Annotated in this window: 8 protein-coding genes; all 8 read right to left on the reverse strand. The window is 40.3% G+C overall.

The window, feature by feature from the left end; genetic code table 11:
* Window positions 1-6,551: beta-N-acetylglucosaminidase domain-containing protein (locus B7705_RS01755; RefSeq protein WP_084947203.1), on the reverse strand; the 6,551-nt coding region annotated here is incomplete at its 3' end.
* 168 nt (window positions 6,552-6,719) lie between these two features.
* Complete coding sequence (locus B7705_RS01760; protein ID WP_084947206.1) at window positions 6,720-13,262, reverse strand: SpGH101 family endo-alpha-N-acetylgalactosaminidase; 6,543 nt, start codon at window positions 13,260-13,262, stop codon at window positions 6,720-6,722.
* A 283-nt stretch (window positions 13,263-13,545) separates the two neighbouring features.
* Window positions 13,546-15,528 carry a peptide ABC transporter substrate-binding protein gene (locus B7705_RS01765; protein ID WP_084947208.1) on the reverse strand — a complete coding sequence of 661 codons (1,983 nt, stop codon included), beginning with the start codon at window positions 15,526-15,528 and terminating at the stop codon, window positions 13,546-13,548.
* 246 nt (window positions 15,529-15,774) lie between these two features.
* Window positions 15,775-16,875 (reverse strand): UDP-galactopyranose mutase, encoded by a 1,101-nt coding sequence (gene glf / locus B7705_RS01770; protein ID WP_084947210.1) that lies wholly within the window; start codon window positions 16,873-16,875, stop codon window positions 15,775-15,777.
* A 13-nt stretch (window positions 16,876-16,888) separates the two neighbouring features.
* The gene (locus B7705_RS01775; RefSeq protein WP_084947212.1) at window positions 16,889-17,887 is read right to left on the reverse strand and encodes an acyltransferase; all 999 of its coding nucleotides are present in this window, start codon (window positions 17,885-17,887) and stop codon (window positions 16,889-16,891) included.
* Between the two features lies 1 nt (window position 17,888).
* The gene (locus B7705_RS01780; RefSeq protein WP_084947341.1) at window positions 17,889-19,304 is read right to left on the reverse strand and encodes a flippase; all 1,416 of its coding nucleotides are present in this window, start codon (window positions 19,302-19,304) and stop codon (window positions 17,889-17,891) included.
* A gap of 1 nt (window position 19,305) precedes the next feature.
* On the reverse strand, window positions 19,306-20,247 hold the full coding sequence (locus B7705_RS01785) for a beta-1,6-N-acetylglucosaminyltransferase (RefSeq protein ID WP_084947214.1): 942 nt from the start codon (window positions 20,245-20,247) through the stop codon (window positions 19,306-19,308).
* Window positions 20,248-20,304: 57 nt separating this feature from the next.
* On the reverse strand, window positions 20,305-21,258 hold the full coding sequence (locus B7705_RS01790; RefSeq protein WP_084947217.1) for a glycosyltransferase family 2 protein: 954 nt from the start codon (window positions 21,256-21,258) through the stop codon (window positions 20,305-20,307).
* Between the last annotated feature and the right edge of the window lies 1 nt (window position 21,259).

Raw genomic sequence — 21,259 nt, forward strand, 5'->3', positions numbered from 1 at the left:
GGGAGTTTGGTTCCAGCTGGAATTTGAAGTTCGTAACTGCCTAAGCTATCCACCACTGGTGTTTCCTTCAAGGCATCAACGTTGGTGTCTGTTAACTCACTGTTTCCAGAGCGTGTCTCAACAGAGAAGTCCTGAATACGCCACCAGAGGTCGAGGGCCTTGGTATTGCGTACTCGGATGTAACGAGCATTGATCGCTCTGGTCACTTCCTTGGTTTGTTCTCCTGATAGGCGATCCAACTCTTGCCATGCAGTTCCATCTGTAGAGTACTCAAGTACACCTGTGGCAAGCTTATCACCCGTTCCTTGGCGAAGTCGTACTTTAGTGACTGACTTGACTTCACCGAGGTCAAGTTGTGCCCAGGCATCTACTGGTGTCGTATTGCTACCGTCAGCATTTGCCATCATGGCTTCTGTATTGTCCTTGCCATCAGTGATTTGACGGGCTGAGGTATTTAGTTTGTAAACTAAGTTTGAGCTTAGACTAACTGTCGTTGCTTGCTGGCTACGAGCTTTTTCAACTGACCGGTTAACTGCAATTTCCTGAACTGCAAACCAAGTGTTCTCGCGATCTGCTGTCGCAATCATGCGAACTGCCTTGGCCTTGATATTGAGATTTTCAAACTTAAGAAGGGATTCATTTCCGACATAGCTTGGCTCTTTCAAGGTTACCCAGTTGTCATTTTCATCTTGATACTGTACTTCTGCCTTACTAAAGGTATCACGTGGATTTGCCTGCGTTCCCATTGCAAAGGTCAAGGTTTGAATCGCTACTGGTTTGTTGAACTTCATACCAATATAATCACCTGTCTTGATGCTATTTGGTGATTTAATAATCGCATGAGTTGCCAAATCGCCATCCGTTACTTCTGCCAAGCCACCCTCTACACCTGTTCGATTGGTGATAAAGGTACTGATGATTTGATCTGGATGCAAGACTTTTTGAACTTCAGACGCCAAAACTTCTTTCAAGGATAGGATAAATGGACGAATATGTTGAACACCCAATTCAGCTTTTTCCATATGGTCTACATAATGGAAGGTATGAGTTTGAGACTGTTCGTAGAACTTCAAGCCTTTATAGTAGCTATCCCAAAGTTTGGCTGCATCGTTTGTAGCCATGGCTTCAGTTCCTGTAAGGAAGGCATCGAGGGCATTCATTTGGTCGATTGCATTATCCAACCAATAGTGGATTTGGGCAACCATTTTTTTATCGCCTGATGCTTTATAGAGTTCGGCTGCTTCTTTAATCTTGGCAAATTCTGCACGCAAGGCTGCACGTTCCGCAGTCACATCCTGACCTGCTTTGAGTTTGGTCATGAAGTCTGTTAATTTTGGAGCCAAGTCTACCGATTCTTCTAGTTTAACGACACGATTATCCATGTTTTGGTTGATCATGTGCTTACCAAGTTCACGGAAGGCTGCCGATACCTTGCTATCTTCAAAATGACCATTTTCTACAAAGTTGAAGGCAATGTCATTGATTTTCTTAGCTTCTTCTTCTGATTTCCACTGTTTCCATGAGTATTGAGCTCCTGAAAAGAGGGCAATCTTAGATGGTTCAGACTGTTGCATTGGGTTCAACATGATACCAGACAGTAAACTTGGATCCACATTTGGATGAAGGAATTTCTCACCACCACCTAGAATCAAGTGTTGTTTAGAGTTATCTGTTACAGGCCAGTTAATCCAAAGTGAAACTGGGCGATAGGTTTTGCCACCTGCGGATAGATTGTTCTTGAGAGTTGATAGGAAGCTTTCAGAGACTTCACCCCAAATCTTACCACCCGTCAAGGTCATGGATGTTGAACTTGGGAGATTTTCATTGAGAGATTTCAACTCATCCTCACGTCCATTACCCCAATACTGGCCAGGAACAAAGATCATTTCTTTGCGAAGACCACTGTAGGTTCCCTGCATTTCAGTCAACCACTTGGTCATATCTTGCATCAAGCGGTTGTAGCTATTGTAGCCTCCGACTGGGCTTGGAGCATCATCTGCAAGGATACCAAATTCGCGGACACCCACTTTCATCAACTGGGTAAATTTGGCCTTGATGGTTGCCAAATCTTCTTGGTAATGCGCTTCATTGCCAAAGCGGATGCGGTTGTTCATGAATGGATGAATAGTCCAGACATAGCGGGTTTTACTTTGATTTCCGACACGAGCAAGTTCACGGATTTCAGCTAGTTTTTCTTCTGGATAGAGTTCACGCCATTTCTTGTTGTGATATGGATCATCTTTTGGTGCAAAGAAGTATTGGTTCAATTTCAAATCGCCACCATAACGCATGAGCTCTGCACGATCGGCATTCGACCATGGATTTCCATAGTAACCTTCGATGAAACCACGGTTCTTGAGCTCTGCGTAATCTTCTACTGTCACATTGCGAAGAACTGGAACTTGACTTTCCTTGAGCATATGTTTCAGAGTTGTCAAACCATAGAAGACTGCATCTGTATCTTTCCCGACGATAGAAATCGAGTTATCCTTAATGGTCAAGACATAGGCGTCAATCTTGTCAAAGAGACCTGCTGAAACATTGGACAAGTTTTGCTCTGCTTGTGAACCTTGTCCATGCACTCCAAGATAGATATTGGTTGCGCCAGCGATTGCTGCCTTACCAGTTGTATAAGATACTTGATTGTCCTGCAAGACACTCTTCAAGCGATTACGAGTATAGATATCGAGTTGATCGCCCATGACCAGATTGACTTGCTTACGAAGGGCTGTGACTCCTTCTCCATAAGTCACTTTTTGTGGCGTTGGGAAGACCTTGTACTCTTTCTTGAGATAGTCTGCGCTCTTGCTGGCAGCCACAATGCTGTCTTCGCTAGCTGGTTTACTTGCAGTGAATCGATCTGCCAATTCAACTGTTCCATCACCTGTTTGCTCTACTTTTGGTTTTTCTGGTGTAGTTGGTTTTTCTGGTTGACTTGGTGCAGGCGTTTCTTGCTCTTCTTTGACAGGCTTCAATAGATGAACTTCGGCTGCACTTGCAAAGCCACCAACGCCTTCCAATACTTTCAACTCAATCTTGTTGGTATCTACCGCCGCAAAGTTGACTGTTTTTTCTTGGGCGTTGTTGTCCCAGTTTCCTTCTGAAACCTTGACCATTTGGCCATCTTTTTGTGCGTAGATTTCGTAGCGTGTCACGACACCATTTCCACCACCTGGACGTGGGAGATAGGTCAAGCCATTGACTTTTTCTGCTTCTTTCAAGGTCATAGTAAGGGTGTATGGCGCAGTGTCACCAGTCCACTTAGTATGCCAGAAGGTATTTGGATCATTGTCAAAGGCCTTTTCAACAGCGCCTTCAGTCGCATTTCCTGGAAGCTGCTGACTGCTTGCGGTTGCTGTAATCTTATCATTTGAAATCAAACGAGGATTTACAAATGGTTTGTCTGACAACTCTGCGCTATGCAAGATTCCTTTGAAACCACCGATGCTTTCAAGCGGTAGTACCAAGCTATTGTGGGCAAAGCGAGGGTGGGCTGGATTTGCAATACGCTCAATCTTTTCACCATCCACATAGACTTCTGTAGATTGTGGTTTGGTCACGATGGAGATTTGATAACGTTTGTTCTTTTCAAGTTTTTTATTGAATTGGATATGGAACTGTTCAAACTGGTAAGCAAGATAGCCGTCTTTATCAGCTAGATAGATACGATTGTCCCCACTTGTTGAGAAGGTTTGTTCCCCGTCTCCAGTGACAGTTACATCAAACTTCAAGACGTGACTTGGACCAACATCACCAGCCAAACCTTCGATACTGCTGTCTTTCTCAAAAGCCAATCCTTGCTCGCTTGCCTTCACTTTCTTACTTGCATAGTTCTTGACTGTTTCAGGATTGATGGTAAACAAGTCACTTTGATCAATCTCTTTATCAGGATTTGACTGTGGCGCATAAGGACTCGTTGGTAGGGTGCGTTCTGCAAAGGTCGCAGCTGCACGGTCAGATCCCCAGGTGCGCTCCGCAGTGGTTTGCATGCTCTTGAAGAAGCGTTTGAAGATGTCATAAGAGGTCAAACCTGTCTCATGAAGGTCAATGTTATCATTCCAAACTGCGTGCCCACCACCAAGGATACTTGGATGAGAAGCTGGTAGAAGTGGACCTCCACCTGTTCTAAAATCATTCGGTGTCCAGCTATTGTACTGGCGTTCGTAATTTGCATAGTCCCCGTAGGCTGCTTGACTATTGCTTCCACTTGGGACACTATAGGTCGGCACATCCGTGATGTTGATAATCTTAGCTCCCTGAGCAATGGCTTCATTTGGTCGTTGCCAGCCAATGCTCCAAATATCAACCTCTACTCCGTTCCAATCAACAGGAGTGTTCCCACGTTTCGCACTGAGTGAGCCCCAGATACGAGGGGTATAGCCTTTTCCTTTAATGTATTTGATAAGGTCATTGACATAGCGACGATAGCTTTCTCTGCTGCCATAGTATTCATCCGTTCCGATATGAACAGTGGACACGCCATGAAGCGGTGCATCTGGACCATCGAGGAGTTTGTCATAAACAGATTTGACAAAAGCCAGCGTTTCATCGTATTTATTGTCTAGGTCGAGCATGGCTACGCGCTCAACATTGTGCTTGCCTGCATAATCTCTCAAACTACCTTGATACATGAGGTCTGGGCGGACTTTGACAAAGGACAAGGCGTGACCTGGTGTGTCAATTTCTGGCACTAGGTTGATATGCAAGGCCTTGGCAAGCTTAATCAGATTTTGCATTTCTTCCTTGGTATAATGCTCGTCTGATGTCAATTTTTGACCATTCTTACCGACAATGTCTGTCTCCACACGGAAACCAGTCTTGGCATGTTCAAGTACATACTTGAGTTCTTCTTCTTGTGTCAAGTTCTTACCTGCCAAGTGTTCCTTAAGGAAGATATAGTTATCGTTGAGATGCAACTGCAAGTCGTTCATCTTGTAGTAAGCCATGTTGAGCATGATGTCTACAAGAGTGTCATAAGGGATAAATTTACGACCTGTATCTAGCATAAAGCCACGGTGGCCGAAACTTGGGAAATCTCGAATTTCGCCATTTTGGAGGTCGCTTTCCCCCATTTGAAGAAGAGTCCGAGTGGCGTAGAAGGCTCCTGTGTTTGTGGCAGCTTCGATGGTAATCACATTATTTTGGATAGTGATGCCATACCCTTCCTTACCGTAACCCTTGTTTTCAACCTTTTTAAATTCGATTCGTTTTTGAGCTTGCTTGTCACCTGTTGCTAGTTCCAATCCACGGCTGGCAAGGTCTGACTGGTAGAAGGTTGCAGCCTGATCAAAGCCAGAATCACCCGTCGCAAGGACTGTATCTGAAGTGATAGAAGATTTGCCTTCACGACCATACCATTGTTGGACCGCTGGAGCAACTTTTGGTTTCACACCCACACCCTCATCTTGATGTAGCCCCTTAATGACAACTTCAAATTCTTTAGTAAAAGTATGGCTGTCTTTGATTTGTTGTACCATGACCTTGACACGTTGATCTGTCAGAGGTTGGTAGATGCGATTTTGAAGGTCAATCACACCCTGCTTGTTACTGCCAATCAGACTAACCTGACCTGGCAAACTTGGTAGGACAAGAGACTTGCCATCTTCAGCCACATCCAACTGGTTAACTTGGCGGATATCTGTTACCTTACTATGGTCCGGAACGTTTGAATAAGCTCGAATTTCTTGGATTCCAACGTTTCTCCAGCCCATTGTTCCCGCTTGGTAATCATTGACCTCCAATTTGAGATACTTAGCTTTGATACTCTCAGCTAAGTCTACTTTCTCATCTAAAACAGGATCTCCAGTCTTGGTATGCGCTAGTTTCCATTGTTTTTCTCCATTAGCGCCCACGTCTTCTTGACCTGCGTAGTAGAGACTCCAAGATTTGATATTTGGATCATTTTGCCCATTACGAAGACGACGATCCCAGTCTATTTCTACATGCTTGATAAGGGTAGTTTTTGGAAGAGTTAATTCAAAAGTTGGTTTTACTGCATCTCTATCTGTAGCCCAACGGGTATTGTCATCTCCATCGATAGCCTTATCTGCAGTAAAGTTGGTCCCAGTCTCATGGTTGTTTGCTGAAGCAGTAGCGCCTTCGAGGTGGTTGACATCTTCTCTATCTTCGATTGTCTTTTCAGCTGGTTTTACTGCTGGTGTAGTGGTTTCCGCAGGCTGTTTGTCTGCCTTTGGTGTTTCAACCGGTTTCGGCGTTTCTGCTGGCTTGGGACTTGCAGGACTTGTCTCTGGTTTTGCCTCCTCACTTGCTGCAGGTTTTGTGCCTTCTTCGGTTGCCTGACTACCCTCTTGATTTCCTTCTGTTGCAGCTTCTGCATCCGCCTTTTCAAGCGCAGCTGCTAAATCATCTGGTAACTTATCCAGAGCTTGAACATGAGTGATACTTCCCTCTGTCTCTGAAGGCGCTGCTGTTTCTGCTGCCTGAACCATATTGGCTCCAAAGATACTAGCACCAATCATAACTGAGGCTGCACCAATTGCAAATTTGCGGATACTATAATGACAGCGTTTCTCAAAAAAGTGTTTGTCCATATTTCTCCTATTTCCTTTCATCCGCTTACGCTAGTAAGCGTTATCATTTCTCCTTTTAAAAAGGAGAGAACCAAGAGGTCCTCTCCAGGTGTTTGATTCATTTTCCGACTCTGACTCCCATAGAAGTCCAAGTCACTTATCCAAACAATGTAGCTGTGGAATAAATATCTATTCTTTTTTACTGTTAATAGCAAAGAGGGCGGCTGACAATGCTAGGCTGATTCCTGCTAGGAAGAGGGCTGTATCAGACTGGTCTTCTCCTGTTTCTGGGAGTGTCTTTTTGCTTTCTTCATTTTTCAGAGTATCTTTGATTTCTGATGTCTTTGTATCAGCTAGTGGAGCTGGTGTCAACTTATACTCTGGTTTCTCAACAGTTGGTGCTGGTTCATCACCTGCTGTACCTAGCGGGCCTGTGTACTCTGGTTTTTCATGTACGGCTGGCTCAACTCCATTGGCTCCACCTTTGTATTCTGGCAATTCGTGAACCAAGGCTTCAACCGCATTGACTCCGCCCTTGAACTCAGGAACCTCATGAACAGCTGCTTCTGCCGCATTGACTCCGCCCTTGAACTCAGGTAAGTCATGAACAGCTGCTTCTGCCGCATTGACTCCTCCCTTGAACTCAGGTAAGTCATGAACAGCTGCTTCTGCCGCATTGACTCCGCCCTTGAACTCAGGGACTTCATGTACAGCTGCTTCTGCTGCATTGACTCCGCCCTTGAACTCAGGGACTTCATGTACAGCTGCTTCTGCTGCATTGACTCCGCCTTTGAATTCTGGTACTTCAAGAACTGGTGGTTGCTCTTCACCCTTACTGCTTGTCGGAGCATCAGGTTTCGGAGCGGAATCTTTTAATTGATTGAGATAATCTGCAAAGTATTTCACCATTCTTTCCGTCAAGAGATGGTTATCCGTCGCATATTTCATGCTCGCCTGAACTCCAGCCACTTCCTCTTGATTTTCTTTGTCTGTCAATTTTTGAGCCTTAGCTAAAGCTGCTTCATATCCTGACAAGTCAAGCGGTGTTTCTGCTACCTGTGGACGGGTAAAGATGAGTTCCGCTGCAGATTGGTATTTATCTCCACCATCTCCGTATGTCTTGGTTCCCGTAAGGACAATTTTCTTAGCCTTGATTGTCTTGCCAAAGTTAATGTCTTTTGGCTTATTGTTATCAGGCCAGTCCGTAACGGTGAAAGTATGCTCCTTGCCAGACTCATCTGTGACAACCAGTTTTACATCACGCAAGTTACCGTTTGAACCTGAACCACGTGGTACATAACGAAGTCCTGTGATTTCAGTCGGTTCTTTCAAAACCATGGTTGCAGGCTTGCCTACATCTCCACCATTCCAAGATGTATGCCATAGGCTAGACACATTACCATCAAAGGCATTCTCAAGACCTTCACCTGGTTGAGCTGGCGCATCCAAACTTTCAAAGTCTTCTGCTACCAAGGCTGTTTTCTTTTGAACCAAAGCATTCTTCAAAGATTCAATCTTGGCAATCTCTGCACGCGCTTCTTCGACACTGATATCATCATCTGCCTGACTGAGGTTAAAGACCGCTTCTTTCAAAGCATCCATAGACTCTTTGGTGTAGTTGGTCATGGCAACAGTTGGCAAGTAGTTCTTCAGAGCATTTTCTGTCAACATCTTACCTGTTAGGGTAATTTCTTCAATGTGAAGATTATCCATCATGAAGTCGTTATAACCACGGAAGTTGGCATTTCCACCAGCATCTCCACGAGTATTGCTTGCATTTCCTGTTGAGTAGATACCTACCCAAGTATCGCCTGTTTCTGCACCTGTCACGAGGAAGGTTACTTTCTTGGCTTTCTTAGAATCTGTCCAAGTATTTGGCAATTCATGCATTTCCAAGTCGCTAGCTTGACCACCACGACGACCTGACTGGAATTCTCCCTTACCAACTACAAAGGCATAGGTATTGTCTGAACCTGCTTCGTATTCAAAGGTTACACGATAAGTTTTACCAGCTTCAAAACGGAAGTTTTGTGGAATGGTTTGGTAAACCAAGTTACGACGGCTCACTAGCCCATTTGTCTTCAATGACCAATTTCCTTCGATAACATCATCGACTTTCTTACCATTCCAACCACGCTGTGTATATGGATCGTGTTTTTCAGACAAGTGAGTGCGGTTGTCTTCGACGCCTTCGACACCACCCACTACAAATGGGAAGATTCCTTGAGCTACATTTTCAAAGTCTTGTTTGAAAGTTCCTTGACCTGTATCATGCTTGTCTCCGTACATGCTTGAATTGTTTTCAAAGGTACGAATTTCATCAAAGTAAGTTGCTTCATCACCAGCTTCACGACTCAATGTCAAAGTAACATTTGATACGTCCGATCCTGTTGTAAAGAAGGCGTACATGTTTTGGAAGTAACTTGTATCGTCAACTGTAGCATTGTCACGGCGATTGTTATGAGCGTATGCTTTGATATAGTTGAGAGCGAGTGACTTATTGGTATAAGTAGTCACTTCTTTCTCGCCAGTATTCACTGTGATACTTGCCTTAGCATTACTACGGTTATCAACACCGACATAAACAGCATACTTGGTATTTGGTTTCAAGCCAGTCAGTTTCTGAGTAAGGCTGACCTTGCTCTTATTGCCTTGTATACGAAGCATTTCATTTGCGCCTTGTGATTTGACAATTTCTGCCTTAGAAGCATCACCAGAAATGGTCCAGTGTTTCAAGGTCCCACTGTTAAATCCTTGGTCATAGATATGCATGCCTTCGCTCCATGACATTTCAGGATTGGTTTGTTTTGAACGATAGAGAACGTATGGTTGATTTGCTAGAAGGTCTAGGGTAATCTTGCCATCTTTTACAGTTAGTTCTTGCTCTTCTGTCTTACCTTGGTCAGTTAATTTATAAAGGTAAACCTTGCTATTTGCCCAATCACTTGGAAGTGTCCAAGTTGTTGCACCAGCTTGCGTATTGAAGTAGTACATCTTTTCCTTATCAGCAGGAAGTTTCTTACCATTTGCATCCCAGTTCCAAGGAGTCAAATAAGCTGAACCATCTTGGATAACACGTCCATTGAGCGTTACTGTACGTTCGCGGTATTGCGGGCTATTGACATCATTTGACTTACGAGTCACAACAACCTTGTTACCTGCTGCATCGACTAGCTCAACCTTCATTTCTGGAGTCCATTTATAGGTGCTACCGTTATCGGTCATGGTAACTGGTGTGCCATTTTCCCATTTGCTTACAGTGAAGTGTTGGAAATATTTGGTCATCAAGTCATGGGCAAACAAGTTGGTTACATAGCCATTGTAATCACTTCGTCCTTGCCAGCCTTCAAAGTCTTTCATGCTGTAGCCACCTAGAAGTGGATAGTCGGCTGCACCACCGTAACTTCTGTAGTCTCCTACCCAAGCATCTTTTTGGTGATTACGGATAAAGCGCGTGATGGCGCTGTTGATACCTTTATTAGTGTAGCCACCATAGGTCAAGTCAGCTGCCCAGTGTTGGAAGGTAGAGTCGTATTCACCACCATGGCCCCACTCAATCGCAAAGCGCCAGCCTTGTTTGTTGATTTCTTTTGCAAGAACGTGGGTAGCCCAGGCACCGTTATCACCTGATTGCCCATTGCCCCAAACGTCCACATAGATAAAGTCGAGACCTTCACCAAGTTTATTCTTCAAATCTTCCCAACGTGCCAAACGACCATGAGCCAAGTCATAGGCCGCATCAATGTTGATACCTTGGTCTAGCCAGTTCCAACCATAGCTGTAGCTACCATCTGGATTCTTACGAAGAATTTTTTCATTGAAGTACTTAGACTCAGGATAAGTTTCAGAAGCGTTGACGTGGATACCTAGATGAGCACCATATTTCTTAGCCTTCTCAATCAGGGTCTTGAAGTCTTCAACACCACCAATGCGTTTACCAATATCAGCATAGTTCAAGTGACCAGAGTCATGTCCCTCACTACCATATCCTTTAAGGAGAACACCCTGCCCAAGACCATCTGTATGGAGATTAATCTTCTTGATACCATCCAGAGTCATGAGGAATGGGTTTTGTGCTTGTGAACCAAAGTTCATCGCGATGCGGTAAGCTGTGATATCCTTGACTTTTTCCCAACCTTGAGGGTTGTTCATGATGCTACGATAAGCAATGGCTCCATCCTGCCAGTCGACTTTCTTATCCGCATTGGCATCTTCAGTGATAACAACCTTGGCACTTGGAAGTTCCTTAGTGTATTCTGGGAAGACAATGCCCTTATAAGCTTTTTCCCATTGCCATTCAGAACTATGAATTCCAACATAGTTGGCATTTCCGACTGTTTCTTTGTAGGCTGTCAAACGAGTCCAGTCATAAGAACCTCCACCGTAACTGTTTTGAGAGTTGCTCCAGACACCTGCAGCAAGCTTATCTGTAGAAACAAATCCATACATGTAACCCTTAGCCAAATCCTTCATTGGATTGGTTACATCGATATGATCATCTCCGCTGACATGCGTATTGTTTGACATGGTTGCCCCATCAAACTTAGCACCAGCTTGATCACTCGAAACAGAGACTAAAGCATTGCCAAGGAAACTAATTGTAGAAAGCAATTTTCTTTCGTCATCAATCTTTTGACCTGGAGTGACTTGATTATGGTTGACAATCTTGGTCACATCAAAGTGCAATTGATTATCCACAACTTGCAAACGAACTGTCATTTCCGCATTGATAAGATTAGCATCATCGCGAAGCTTCATCAAGTACTCTGCAGTTGTCTCATTGATTTTTTTGTAAGTAACTTCAGGTGTGACTTCGTGTTTGTTGATAAAGACTTTATTGAATTGTTGGACTTGTCCTGGCAAGGTATGCCCGTTCAAGCTGTATTCTTTAATACGTGGGAAGGCTTGGTCAATCACTGCTTTGAGGACCTTAGACTGGATAGTGTCATAAGTCACCTTGCTATCGTCAACGGCCGGACCTGTTTCTTTCTGGGCAGGAGTATCATCTGCTTTCACGCCTTCTTGATTGTCTGTTTTAACGCTGACAACTGTACGCTCATTGCCATAGGAACCAGCTTTTAGGACGATTTTCTTCTCATTTTTAAGAGTTTCATTAACAGCTGCTGGCAAAGTAACCGTATCAAAGAGTTTCTCATCATTATTCGTTGCATTGAGTTGTCCATCTGACTTGAGGGTAATTGATAGGCGGTTAATTGATCCTGTCTCAGGCGCTGCTACACGCCCCCCCTTATACCAGGTGCTATCGGTTGGAGATTTATACTCCCAGAACCAGCCATCTTTGTCATAACCAACAAAAACATTGTTCTTGGTATCTTTAAATTTCAAGAAGACACCAAAGCGTGATTTGCCCTTTTCAGAATCTTCTTTGAAGGTTAAATCAACAGTCGCATTTCCATTTGCGTCAACTGTCAATCCTTGTTTTTCAAATAAGGCTGGTTTGCCTGCGTTATCATTTTGAGCAGTTGAGGATAGTTGGTTGTAGCGGATACCTTTTTCTTCTCGGATAGTGACTGTTCCCTGTTGTTCTTTTTTCTCTACCGTTTGCCATTCAGCTGTCACTTTTTCAGGTGTTTCAGGTTTAGCAGCTGGTTTGTCCTCTTTTGGTTTGTCTTCAACTGGTTTTTCTTTCTCTTCCAAGTCTGCTGGTTTGACACTTGAAATCCCCTTCATGTGATCTTGGATCCACTTCAATTGAGCAGGTGAGAAGAGAATACCCCCACTACGTTGGCCAACAACTCCATTTTGATGAACACCTACGAGTTTTCCTTCTGTATCAAAGATACCACCACCACTAGCGCCTGGATGACTACCTTGATAACCGATCCCTTTTACGCCCTCACCGTAGGATTCGACTAATTCAACAGTTGTATTGAGCACTGGTGATAATTTTCCAGTTGGATAGCCAAAGACATGCAATTTATCTCCAACCTTTTTCACTGCAGGTTTTTCAATCACTTCTGCTGGAGCATTTTCCAAAACTGTTCGCAATCGAACAAGAGCCAAATCATTCTTGTAGCCTTTTAGGAAACCTTCACGATCCCAGTGAATAATGTCTTTTTTACCAAATTTAACATCTGGTAGTCCTGGATAGGAAATGCTATAGATATCTCCATCACCATTATCATTGTCAACGACCTTACGATTATTGCCATCTGGAACGTCTTTTATAAAGTTATGTGAAACAGTTAAAACAAGATTTTCGCCAATGACAATCCCACTACCTTCACCTGATGGTGTCTTGATTTTGACAGTTGCTCCGTAGTTTAATTCACCATTCTTGGTTTTAGCTACATCTTCTGGAACGAGATTCTCAGTATTCTTAGCTAATTGATCCTTATCAACTTCTTTCCCTTTATCTTCAGCCTTATCTAATTTGCCCTCTAAGCCTTCTGGTAACTTATCTGAACTAGCTGATTTTGCTTTTTCAAGTGCTAATAGTTCTTCTTCTGTCTTAGGTCCATCAGTAACTTCTGGAGACCCTTGGTCTTCTCCCGCCTTTGGTGCTTCAAAATCACGCCCATCATTCTCTTTTGCTGTTGCAAGAGCAGCGGCTAAATCCGCTGGTAAATTCGCTGTGGAGCCAGACTGCACGCTATCTGCAAGAACTGTACTTGTCCCAAAGAATGCAGCCCCAATCATAACAGAAGCAACACCTAATGAAAATTTCCGAATACTATATTTACAACGTTTTTCAAATAATCCTTTATTCATAAATTCCTAAATCCTTTCATTTTTGAGTAAGCGTTTACATTCTTTTTTTAAAAAATACTCCTTCCTCTGAAAGTGCAATGCTTAACCCTGATAAATAAAAAATAATTGTGCTTTTAATATAACAAATAATAGCTAAGAAAGCAATAGAAAACAAGTAAAATTAACGAAAATTTTCTCTATTCTGACAAAAACAGGCTCCAAATTTAGAATCTTTCTTTACAAATGTAAAAAAGGATTCAGCATTCAAGAGAAATACTAAATCCTTTCTTATATTTTGCAACAGTTATTTCACATGTTTTGCAAGATCTTCTTGGGCCTTTTTATTCGACTCTTCTTTTTCTTTCATCCATTTATCTTGAGCTTTTTGGTATTCATCTGCTGTCACTGCTTTATCTTGTACGTCTAGGTATTTATACAAGAGAGCTTCGCTTGTACCCTTGTTACCAGAGTATGCAAACGGAAGCGTAAATGGTACCATCTTAGACAACATTGGACGACCAGTTTTAGAAGTTGTTGGGATGATCAAGGCACTGTCGGTCAACCAAGCTTGGGCTGCAGCATATTTCTCATAACGTTTTGAAACGTCACTCACTTCTTCCCCGGCTTCTACAACCATTTTTTCGTAGTCTTCCAAACCAACTTGCTTAGCTGCAGCGTTGTTTGTTCCAGAGTCAAATCCTAGGTAAGTCTTTGTATTTTCTCCGACAGATGGCTTGATGATATCAAGGTAAGTAGATGGGTCTGCAAAGTCTGGAGACCATCCCACATTATCTGAGATATCCCAGTCTTCTCCAGCTGCAGTTTCAGCAAAGTAAGTGATATTCAAGACATCATCTTTTTGAAGTTGTTGGATATCGACAACGACGTTCTCTGACCCTAGAGTAGCTTCGAGCGATTGTTTGAAGGATTGAACACGTTGGACTTTCGTCGTGTTTGTTTGGTCTACTGGCATATCCAAGTGGATTGGGAATTTCACACCTTCTGCTTGAAGAGCTGTCTTAGCTTTGGCAAATTCTGCTTTAGCCTTATCTGCGTTATAGAGTCCATCCTGAGCATCAGCTAAGTTCACATCCTTCCACTCGTCTCCATAAGTCACCAATTTTTCTTTGACCAACTCACCAAAGTTTTTGCCATTTGCTTGAACAAATGTAGGTGGGACAAACAAGTTACGAAGCAGTTTAGTTGCACCACTTGCACCGTTTACTTGAGAGGCATAGGCGGTTCTATCAAAACCAAAGGCAAGAGCTTGACGGAAATCTTTGTTTAGAAGAGCTTTCTTGGTTGATGTTTTTTCTTCATCCGTTGTCTTAGAAGTATACTTATAAGACTGGCGATCAATATTAGTACCTACTAAATAAGTAGTAGAATCTTGTTGTGTGTAAACAATATTGTCTTTAAATGCTTTTTCAGTCTCTGGGTAGCTAGCGCTTGTTGGGAAGAGACGGGCCATAGTGAAACTTCCATCCTTGAAGGCTTCAGTCGGTTTGTTGGTATCTTGACCATCCCAGAATGATAATTTAACCTTATCGATATGGACATTGTCCTTATCCCAGTAGTTTGGATTTTTTTCAAACTCAACAGAAGATTTAGCTACGATAGATTTGAGCAAGAATGGTCCATTGTATAGGATGCTACTTGGATCTGTTCCTTTAGCGAAATCATCCCCTTTAGAGTTTAAGAACTCTTCATTTACTGGAGCCAAAACTCCCATCGTTGTCTTAGAATTCCAGAAGCTTTCTGGCTTGTTCAAAGTGTACTGAATTGTTTGATCATCAAGAGCCTTAATACCAACTTGTGAGAAATCTTTAATTTCCCCTTTCACATAAGCATCCAACCCTTTGATTGATTCCTGAACAAGATAAAGACCATCTGATTTTTTATCAGCAGCATATTTAAGACCTGTTACAAAGTCTTGAGCTTTGACAGGCGCATACTCTTCTCCTTCAGATGTGTACCACTTGGCATCTTTACGGATTGTATAAGTGTAAGTCAAGCCGTCCTTAGATACAGACCAATCCTCAGCCATAGATGGCACAAAGTTACCATAGCGGTCATTTTCAAGCAATCCATCAATCACATTACTAGTAATGTCAGCAGTTGCTGCCTTACCAGTTGTCAAATAGTTGAGGTTGTCAGGGTCTGTTTCATAGATATATGAGAATGTCTTCTCTCCTTTAGCGCTCGAACCTGATCCAGAGCATGCAGCTAAAGTAGTAGCCGCCAATAAGGTTACACCTGCAAGAGCAAATAGTTTTGAACTTTTCATCATTTTCTCCTTTAAAACTTTCTATCTATTATAGAACCTTTTCAGAAAGATGTCAACAGAATTTTCAGAATTTTTGGGTTAATTTGGTATATTCTGAAAAATCAAAAAGGAGAAGACAGTGATTGTCCTCTCCAGATGTTAGTTGACATCAACCCACTATAGCTGACAAAGAGCAGCTTTTTCAATCTCCTCTTAAGATGAATAAAATGAGGAAACGAAGTAGTCCCTCATTTTAACATCAAATCTTTAGTTACCTAACTCTTTCCCTACGACCTCTAGCGCTCGCTCAATCACCACATGCATATCGTAATATTTATAATCTGCTAAACGCCCACAGAAGATAACTTTATCATTCTGCGCTGCTTCCTCTTGGTACTTAGCAAACATAGCATTATTTTTCTCATCGTTGATCGGGTAGTAGGGCTCGTTCCCGCGCTTCCAGTCAGCCGGATATTCACGCGTGATAACTGTCTTTGGTTGCGTTCCATATTCAAAATGTTTGTGTTCGATGATACGAGTATAAGGAATCTCACGCTCTGTATAGTTCACAACTGCATTTCCTTGACAGTTTTCCTCATCTAAAACTTCATGTTCAAAACGAAGACTACGGTATTCTAACTCACCGTGTTTGTAGTCAAAATACTGGTCGATCATCCCTGTGAAGACAACTTTGTTAGCAGATGCTTCCAACTCTTCACGATGAGCAAAGAAATCTACTCCAAGTTTAACTTCTACATCTTTCAGCATATTTTCGATGATAACATTGTAACCACCGATAGGAATTCCTTGGTAACGGTCGTTAAAATAGTTATTATCAAAGGTTAAACGAACTGGAAGGCGTTTTATGATAAATGGAGGAAGTTCCGTTGCTGAGCGCCCCCACTGCTTTTCAGTATAACCCTTAATCAACTTTTCATAGATATCCGGACCGATCAACTTAATAGCCTGTTCTTCCAGATTTTTCGGCTCAACATCCTTCATATCAGCTGTCTGCTCAGCAATTTTATCTTTCACTTCGTGTGGAGTTTTTGTCCCCCACATAGCATAGAAAGTATTCATATTGAAAGGAAGATTATAAAGACTTCCTTTATAGTTTGCGACAGGTGAGTTGATATAGTTGTTAAACTCAGCAAATTGATTAACATAGTCCCAAACTTTTTTATTAGAAGTATGGAAGATATGGGCACCATATTTATGGACATTGATACCTTCTACATTTTCACAGTAGATGTTCCCTCCAATGTGATCGCGTTTATCAATCACTTTTACTTTTTTTCCACGTTTTTTAGCTTCGTGAGCAAAAATAGCTCCAGACAAACCAGCTCCGACGATAAGATAATCGTACATAGTGTTCTCCTTTTTATAATTTAACGATTCGATTGAAATAAGGAATTTTCATTAACATTCCAACAATAATAAAACTAACACTTAAAGTAAATATAGCGAAAAGTAAATATGATCCTACGAAACTAAAACCAAATAGTTTTTCCCATACCTTCATAGTATATGTATGTATTATAAAAACTCCCATAGTTTGATTAGAAAGGGAAACAATACATTCGCTCCGTTTTTCATTCAAAGTAAGCGTGAGGATAGTTAGAAAAATTCCCAAACTTACAACTTTTACAAATAAAATATCATAAAAATATTCAGCAAAAAGATTATGATAAGTAGTCTTCGCTATGAAAAATAATATTACTGGTGAAATCAATAACAACAGTACCACAACTGCTTTCATCCATCTCTTAAAACTATTTTTGATAATATCCTTGTTAAATTGCGCTATAAAACCACCTAAAAGGTAGTAAAAAAACCAAGTCCATAATCTAAAGGTTTGTATAACATATGTTTGTGCTGGCATTTGAAATACAATATTTGCTAACTCAAAAATCAAACCAATAACTACCAATAAAGATAGAATATAAAAATATCTTCTTTTTGAATTAAGAATTTTTTTCAAAACGGGTAGACATAAATAAATAAGTATAAGCGAACCAAAAAACCAAAACTGAAAGAAATAACCTTTTTGTATTAAAGAACCTACAATTTTTTTAATTAGGTTCTCTGTGAAGTCTCTTTTAAACAGCCAAACGATAAAGGTCCATGACGACACTGTTATTAGAACCCATTTTACTTTCTGCAGTATGTAAGAATAGGTAATCTCTCTCTTTCCTAACAATAAATAACCATTGACCATAAAAAATAGAGGAATAGAATAGGTTCCTAAATAATATAAATATGTCAAAAGATTCCATGAACCTGTCTCTTTAAACCCACCCATCGTTGTATGAAGTAGAACAACTCCAACACATGCAAGTACTTTTAGTAGATCTAAGTTAATATTTCGATATTTGCGCATTCTAATTTTTCCTAATCATTTGTTTTAATTCTTTCACATCTATTACTTTCATAGATAAAATAGCAAAAAGATAAATGATTCCACCAAGCACTGCAAATACTAGAACATTTATAGTCGGCGAAAAATGTATAAATGTTTTTGAACCTAGCAAAATGCCATACATAATAGCGGATGCTAGGACAATTTTTGTCATAGATCCAATTATAGGAACTTCTTTTAGGTATTTACGAGTAAAGTATAATTGTATCGCCCATACCAACGCCTCTGTCAAAACAGAAACAATGGCCGCTCCGATATATCCAAGTTTAGGAAGGAATAGTAAATTCAAACCAACACTGAGAATCGCAGGAACAGTTGTTGAAATCATATATTCTTTATTCTTATTGTGTGGGATTAGCATTTGAAAGCCCATAATATTGGTCCAACCGATAAAGAACATGCGAAAAATCATTATTGCTATCGCATAGCGGGCATCCTGAAAATCTTTCCCAAGAAAAAATTGAACAAAATCGTTGTTTACAATCAACATTCCTGCCATAATTGGAAAAATAACCAAATTATAAATTAAGAAGGATATCTCATGCATCTTATTAACAGCTTTATGATTTCCCGTCCCCAATAGACTAGATACTCTTGGCAACATAACGCTCCCTAGAGAGGTTACCAAAGTCAACAAAATACTAATTAACTTAAGCGCCTGATCATAAATTCCTACATCCTTTGTAGAAGCCAAGGCACCAAGCATTGTACGATCCAAAGTGACATACAAGGAAATCGCTATCTGAGGGAGGAATAATAAAAGAATTGGCTTTAAATGATATTTGGCATATTCTAAGTCAAAATGCGGTTTTCCAATAAATTCTCGAGCAGGCAACCACATACTTAATTGTCCCAACAACTCAAATATCGTCAAAAGAAAAACATAAAGGTAGAGGTCGGTAGCTGATTTTACAAACAAAAATATTGAACCTACACCAACGAGTTTCACAGTGATATTTCTTACTGTAATTTTACGAAAATCTTCTAAACCCTGAAAAAGCCAAGAAATATCTAATCCTTTGGAAAACAAACTCAAACACAATATATAGGCTACTGGATTTCTCATTGTCCCAACTCTCAGACATAAGAAAATGTATAAGAAAATTGATAACAATGTTGCACCAAATTGGAGTGTATATATCCCCCAGAAATTCTGTGGGATATTTCTCCTATTCGCCGAAATTTCCTTCGTTCCATAACTAGCAACTCCCAAAGTAGCTAATAAAATAAAATAAGTAACAATAGAATTAAAATACCCATATGTCCCTAAATCCTCTGAAGAAAATACTCTAGTTACATAGGGAGTTGTAATAATGGGTAGTACAATGAGTAATAGTTGATAGGAGAGGTTATAAGCGTAATTTTTTAGTACTTTCATATCAATCGGTCCCATTTATGATAGTTAGAATTTCTTCTTTAAGATTCGGATATTTCTCTAAATCAAATTTCCTAGAAAACTTATGACCTAAAGCTTTGCCACGCTTCAATTGTTCTATATCATGCTCAGAGTCAGTCCAGGTATGAGGATCTCCATCCCACCAATTGATATATCTTAGATTTCCTTGAAAATCATCTGGGGCATCTGTTATCGGTGAAGACGAATATAACGATTCCATCAAATTGTATTTATACATTATCGTAGGAATGAACAGCTCATCATTTACTATCGAATATTTAAATATTTTTTCAATATTTTTCTCTTCTTCTAGTATTATTCTAACTAAATCCTGATTAATAGATAACCAGTTAGATGCATAACCCAATCTCATGTTATATTTTTTAAAACAGTCTATTTTCACTAAACGTTGAATTTTAATCTCTAGCTTACGGTAATATGCTACAAATTTACGAACATATTTGTTCTGAATATTTCTAGCTAAGAATCTAGGAAATAAGTATCTAAATTGTACACGCTCATATACTTTATTTGATTTCAAAATCTCATCAGAGACCATGCTCAGAAAATTCTTTGATTTGTTCTGATTAAAGAATTTAAACAATTTATCTGCCGGCACTAATGGTAAATCTACACCTGACAACAAATGGAACATACTATAGTTATCGTAATTATATGCATAACGAAATCCTAACATCTCTGCAGAAATTTGTGAATAGCTTCCCCAATAAATAGGAACTCTATCTACGAGAATGACATTGGAATGTATTACACTGGACTTAAGCGAAGTAATTGTAGTTTTCTCCACATTAACTTTGCTGTCTATAATAATAAAAATATCATGTTCTTTATAATCCAACAGAGAAATTAAAAATTTCAACTGTTCAAACTTATTATGTGCAATTATTATATAAGCTTGTTTCATAATTCCTCGTTTCTTAAAATACTCGATATTCTTATTCAAATAAATTGATCTACTATACTATCTTAATCTTAAATACATTTTAGATGATAGCATAAATATAGTATATTTTAATTTTAGTCTCCACGATATTTTTTTATTTAATAACATGTTCTTAAAATCAACTTTCAATAATTCTCGATCTTTCGAAAAATCTGTTAAACCAGAGTCAGCCTTTGCACCAATTACAACAAAGCCTCCTCGTAATTTTTTAGCTTGCAGAGATTGTTTTAATTCTATACTTTGAGTGTATTCTTTCTTTATAACTTCCTCGTTTTTCGAAACGGCATCAAAAAAATCATATCTTTTCTCAGTAAAAGTCGAACGGACAATACTACCTTCTCTACGGTAATAGTTATATGTTTCAAGTGGACTAATCACAATTTTATCCGCTAAGGCAAGGTGATCCGCTACCACATAAAAGTCTTCATAGATTTTTCCAACAGGAAATGGAATTTTTTCCAAGATATTTTTGTGATAAAGCTTAGCACAAGCAGAAACTGTCGCAATCTTGTCGTCTAGCATTAGCTCAAGAGCCTTCTCTTTTGTAACAACACACAAATCCTTATAATCTGACTCCTCAAGTTGATAAGGACTATAATCATTATACTTAGACGTTGCCTTCACTTTGGTAGAAATCAAGTCTGCTTGATGCTCCTGCTTAATTTTCACTATCAATTCTAGAGTATAATCTTCCAAATAATCATCTGGGTCTAAAAAGAAAATCCACTCTGATGACGCTTTCGAAACTCCTAAATTACGGGCATCAGACAAGCCTCCATTTTCTTTATGAAAAACAGATACGTTTTCATACTGCTTAGCATACTCTTCACATAACTGAGGGGAGTTATCTGTTGAACCATCATTTACAAGGATTATTTCGAAATTTTGATACGTTTGTTTTATCAGACTGTCCATGGCAAAATGTAAATAATCAGAAACATTATAAACTGGAACAACAACACTAATAAACATC

Origin of the sequence: Streptococcus oralis subsp. dentisani (assembly GCF_002096685.1) — a bacterium.
In the GTDB taxonomy this organism is placed as follows: domain Bacteria; phylum Bacillota; class Bacilli; order Lactobacillales; family Streptococcaceae; genus Streptococcus; species Streptococcus oralis_AD.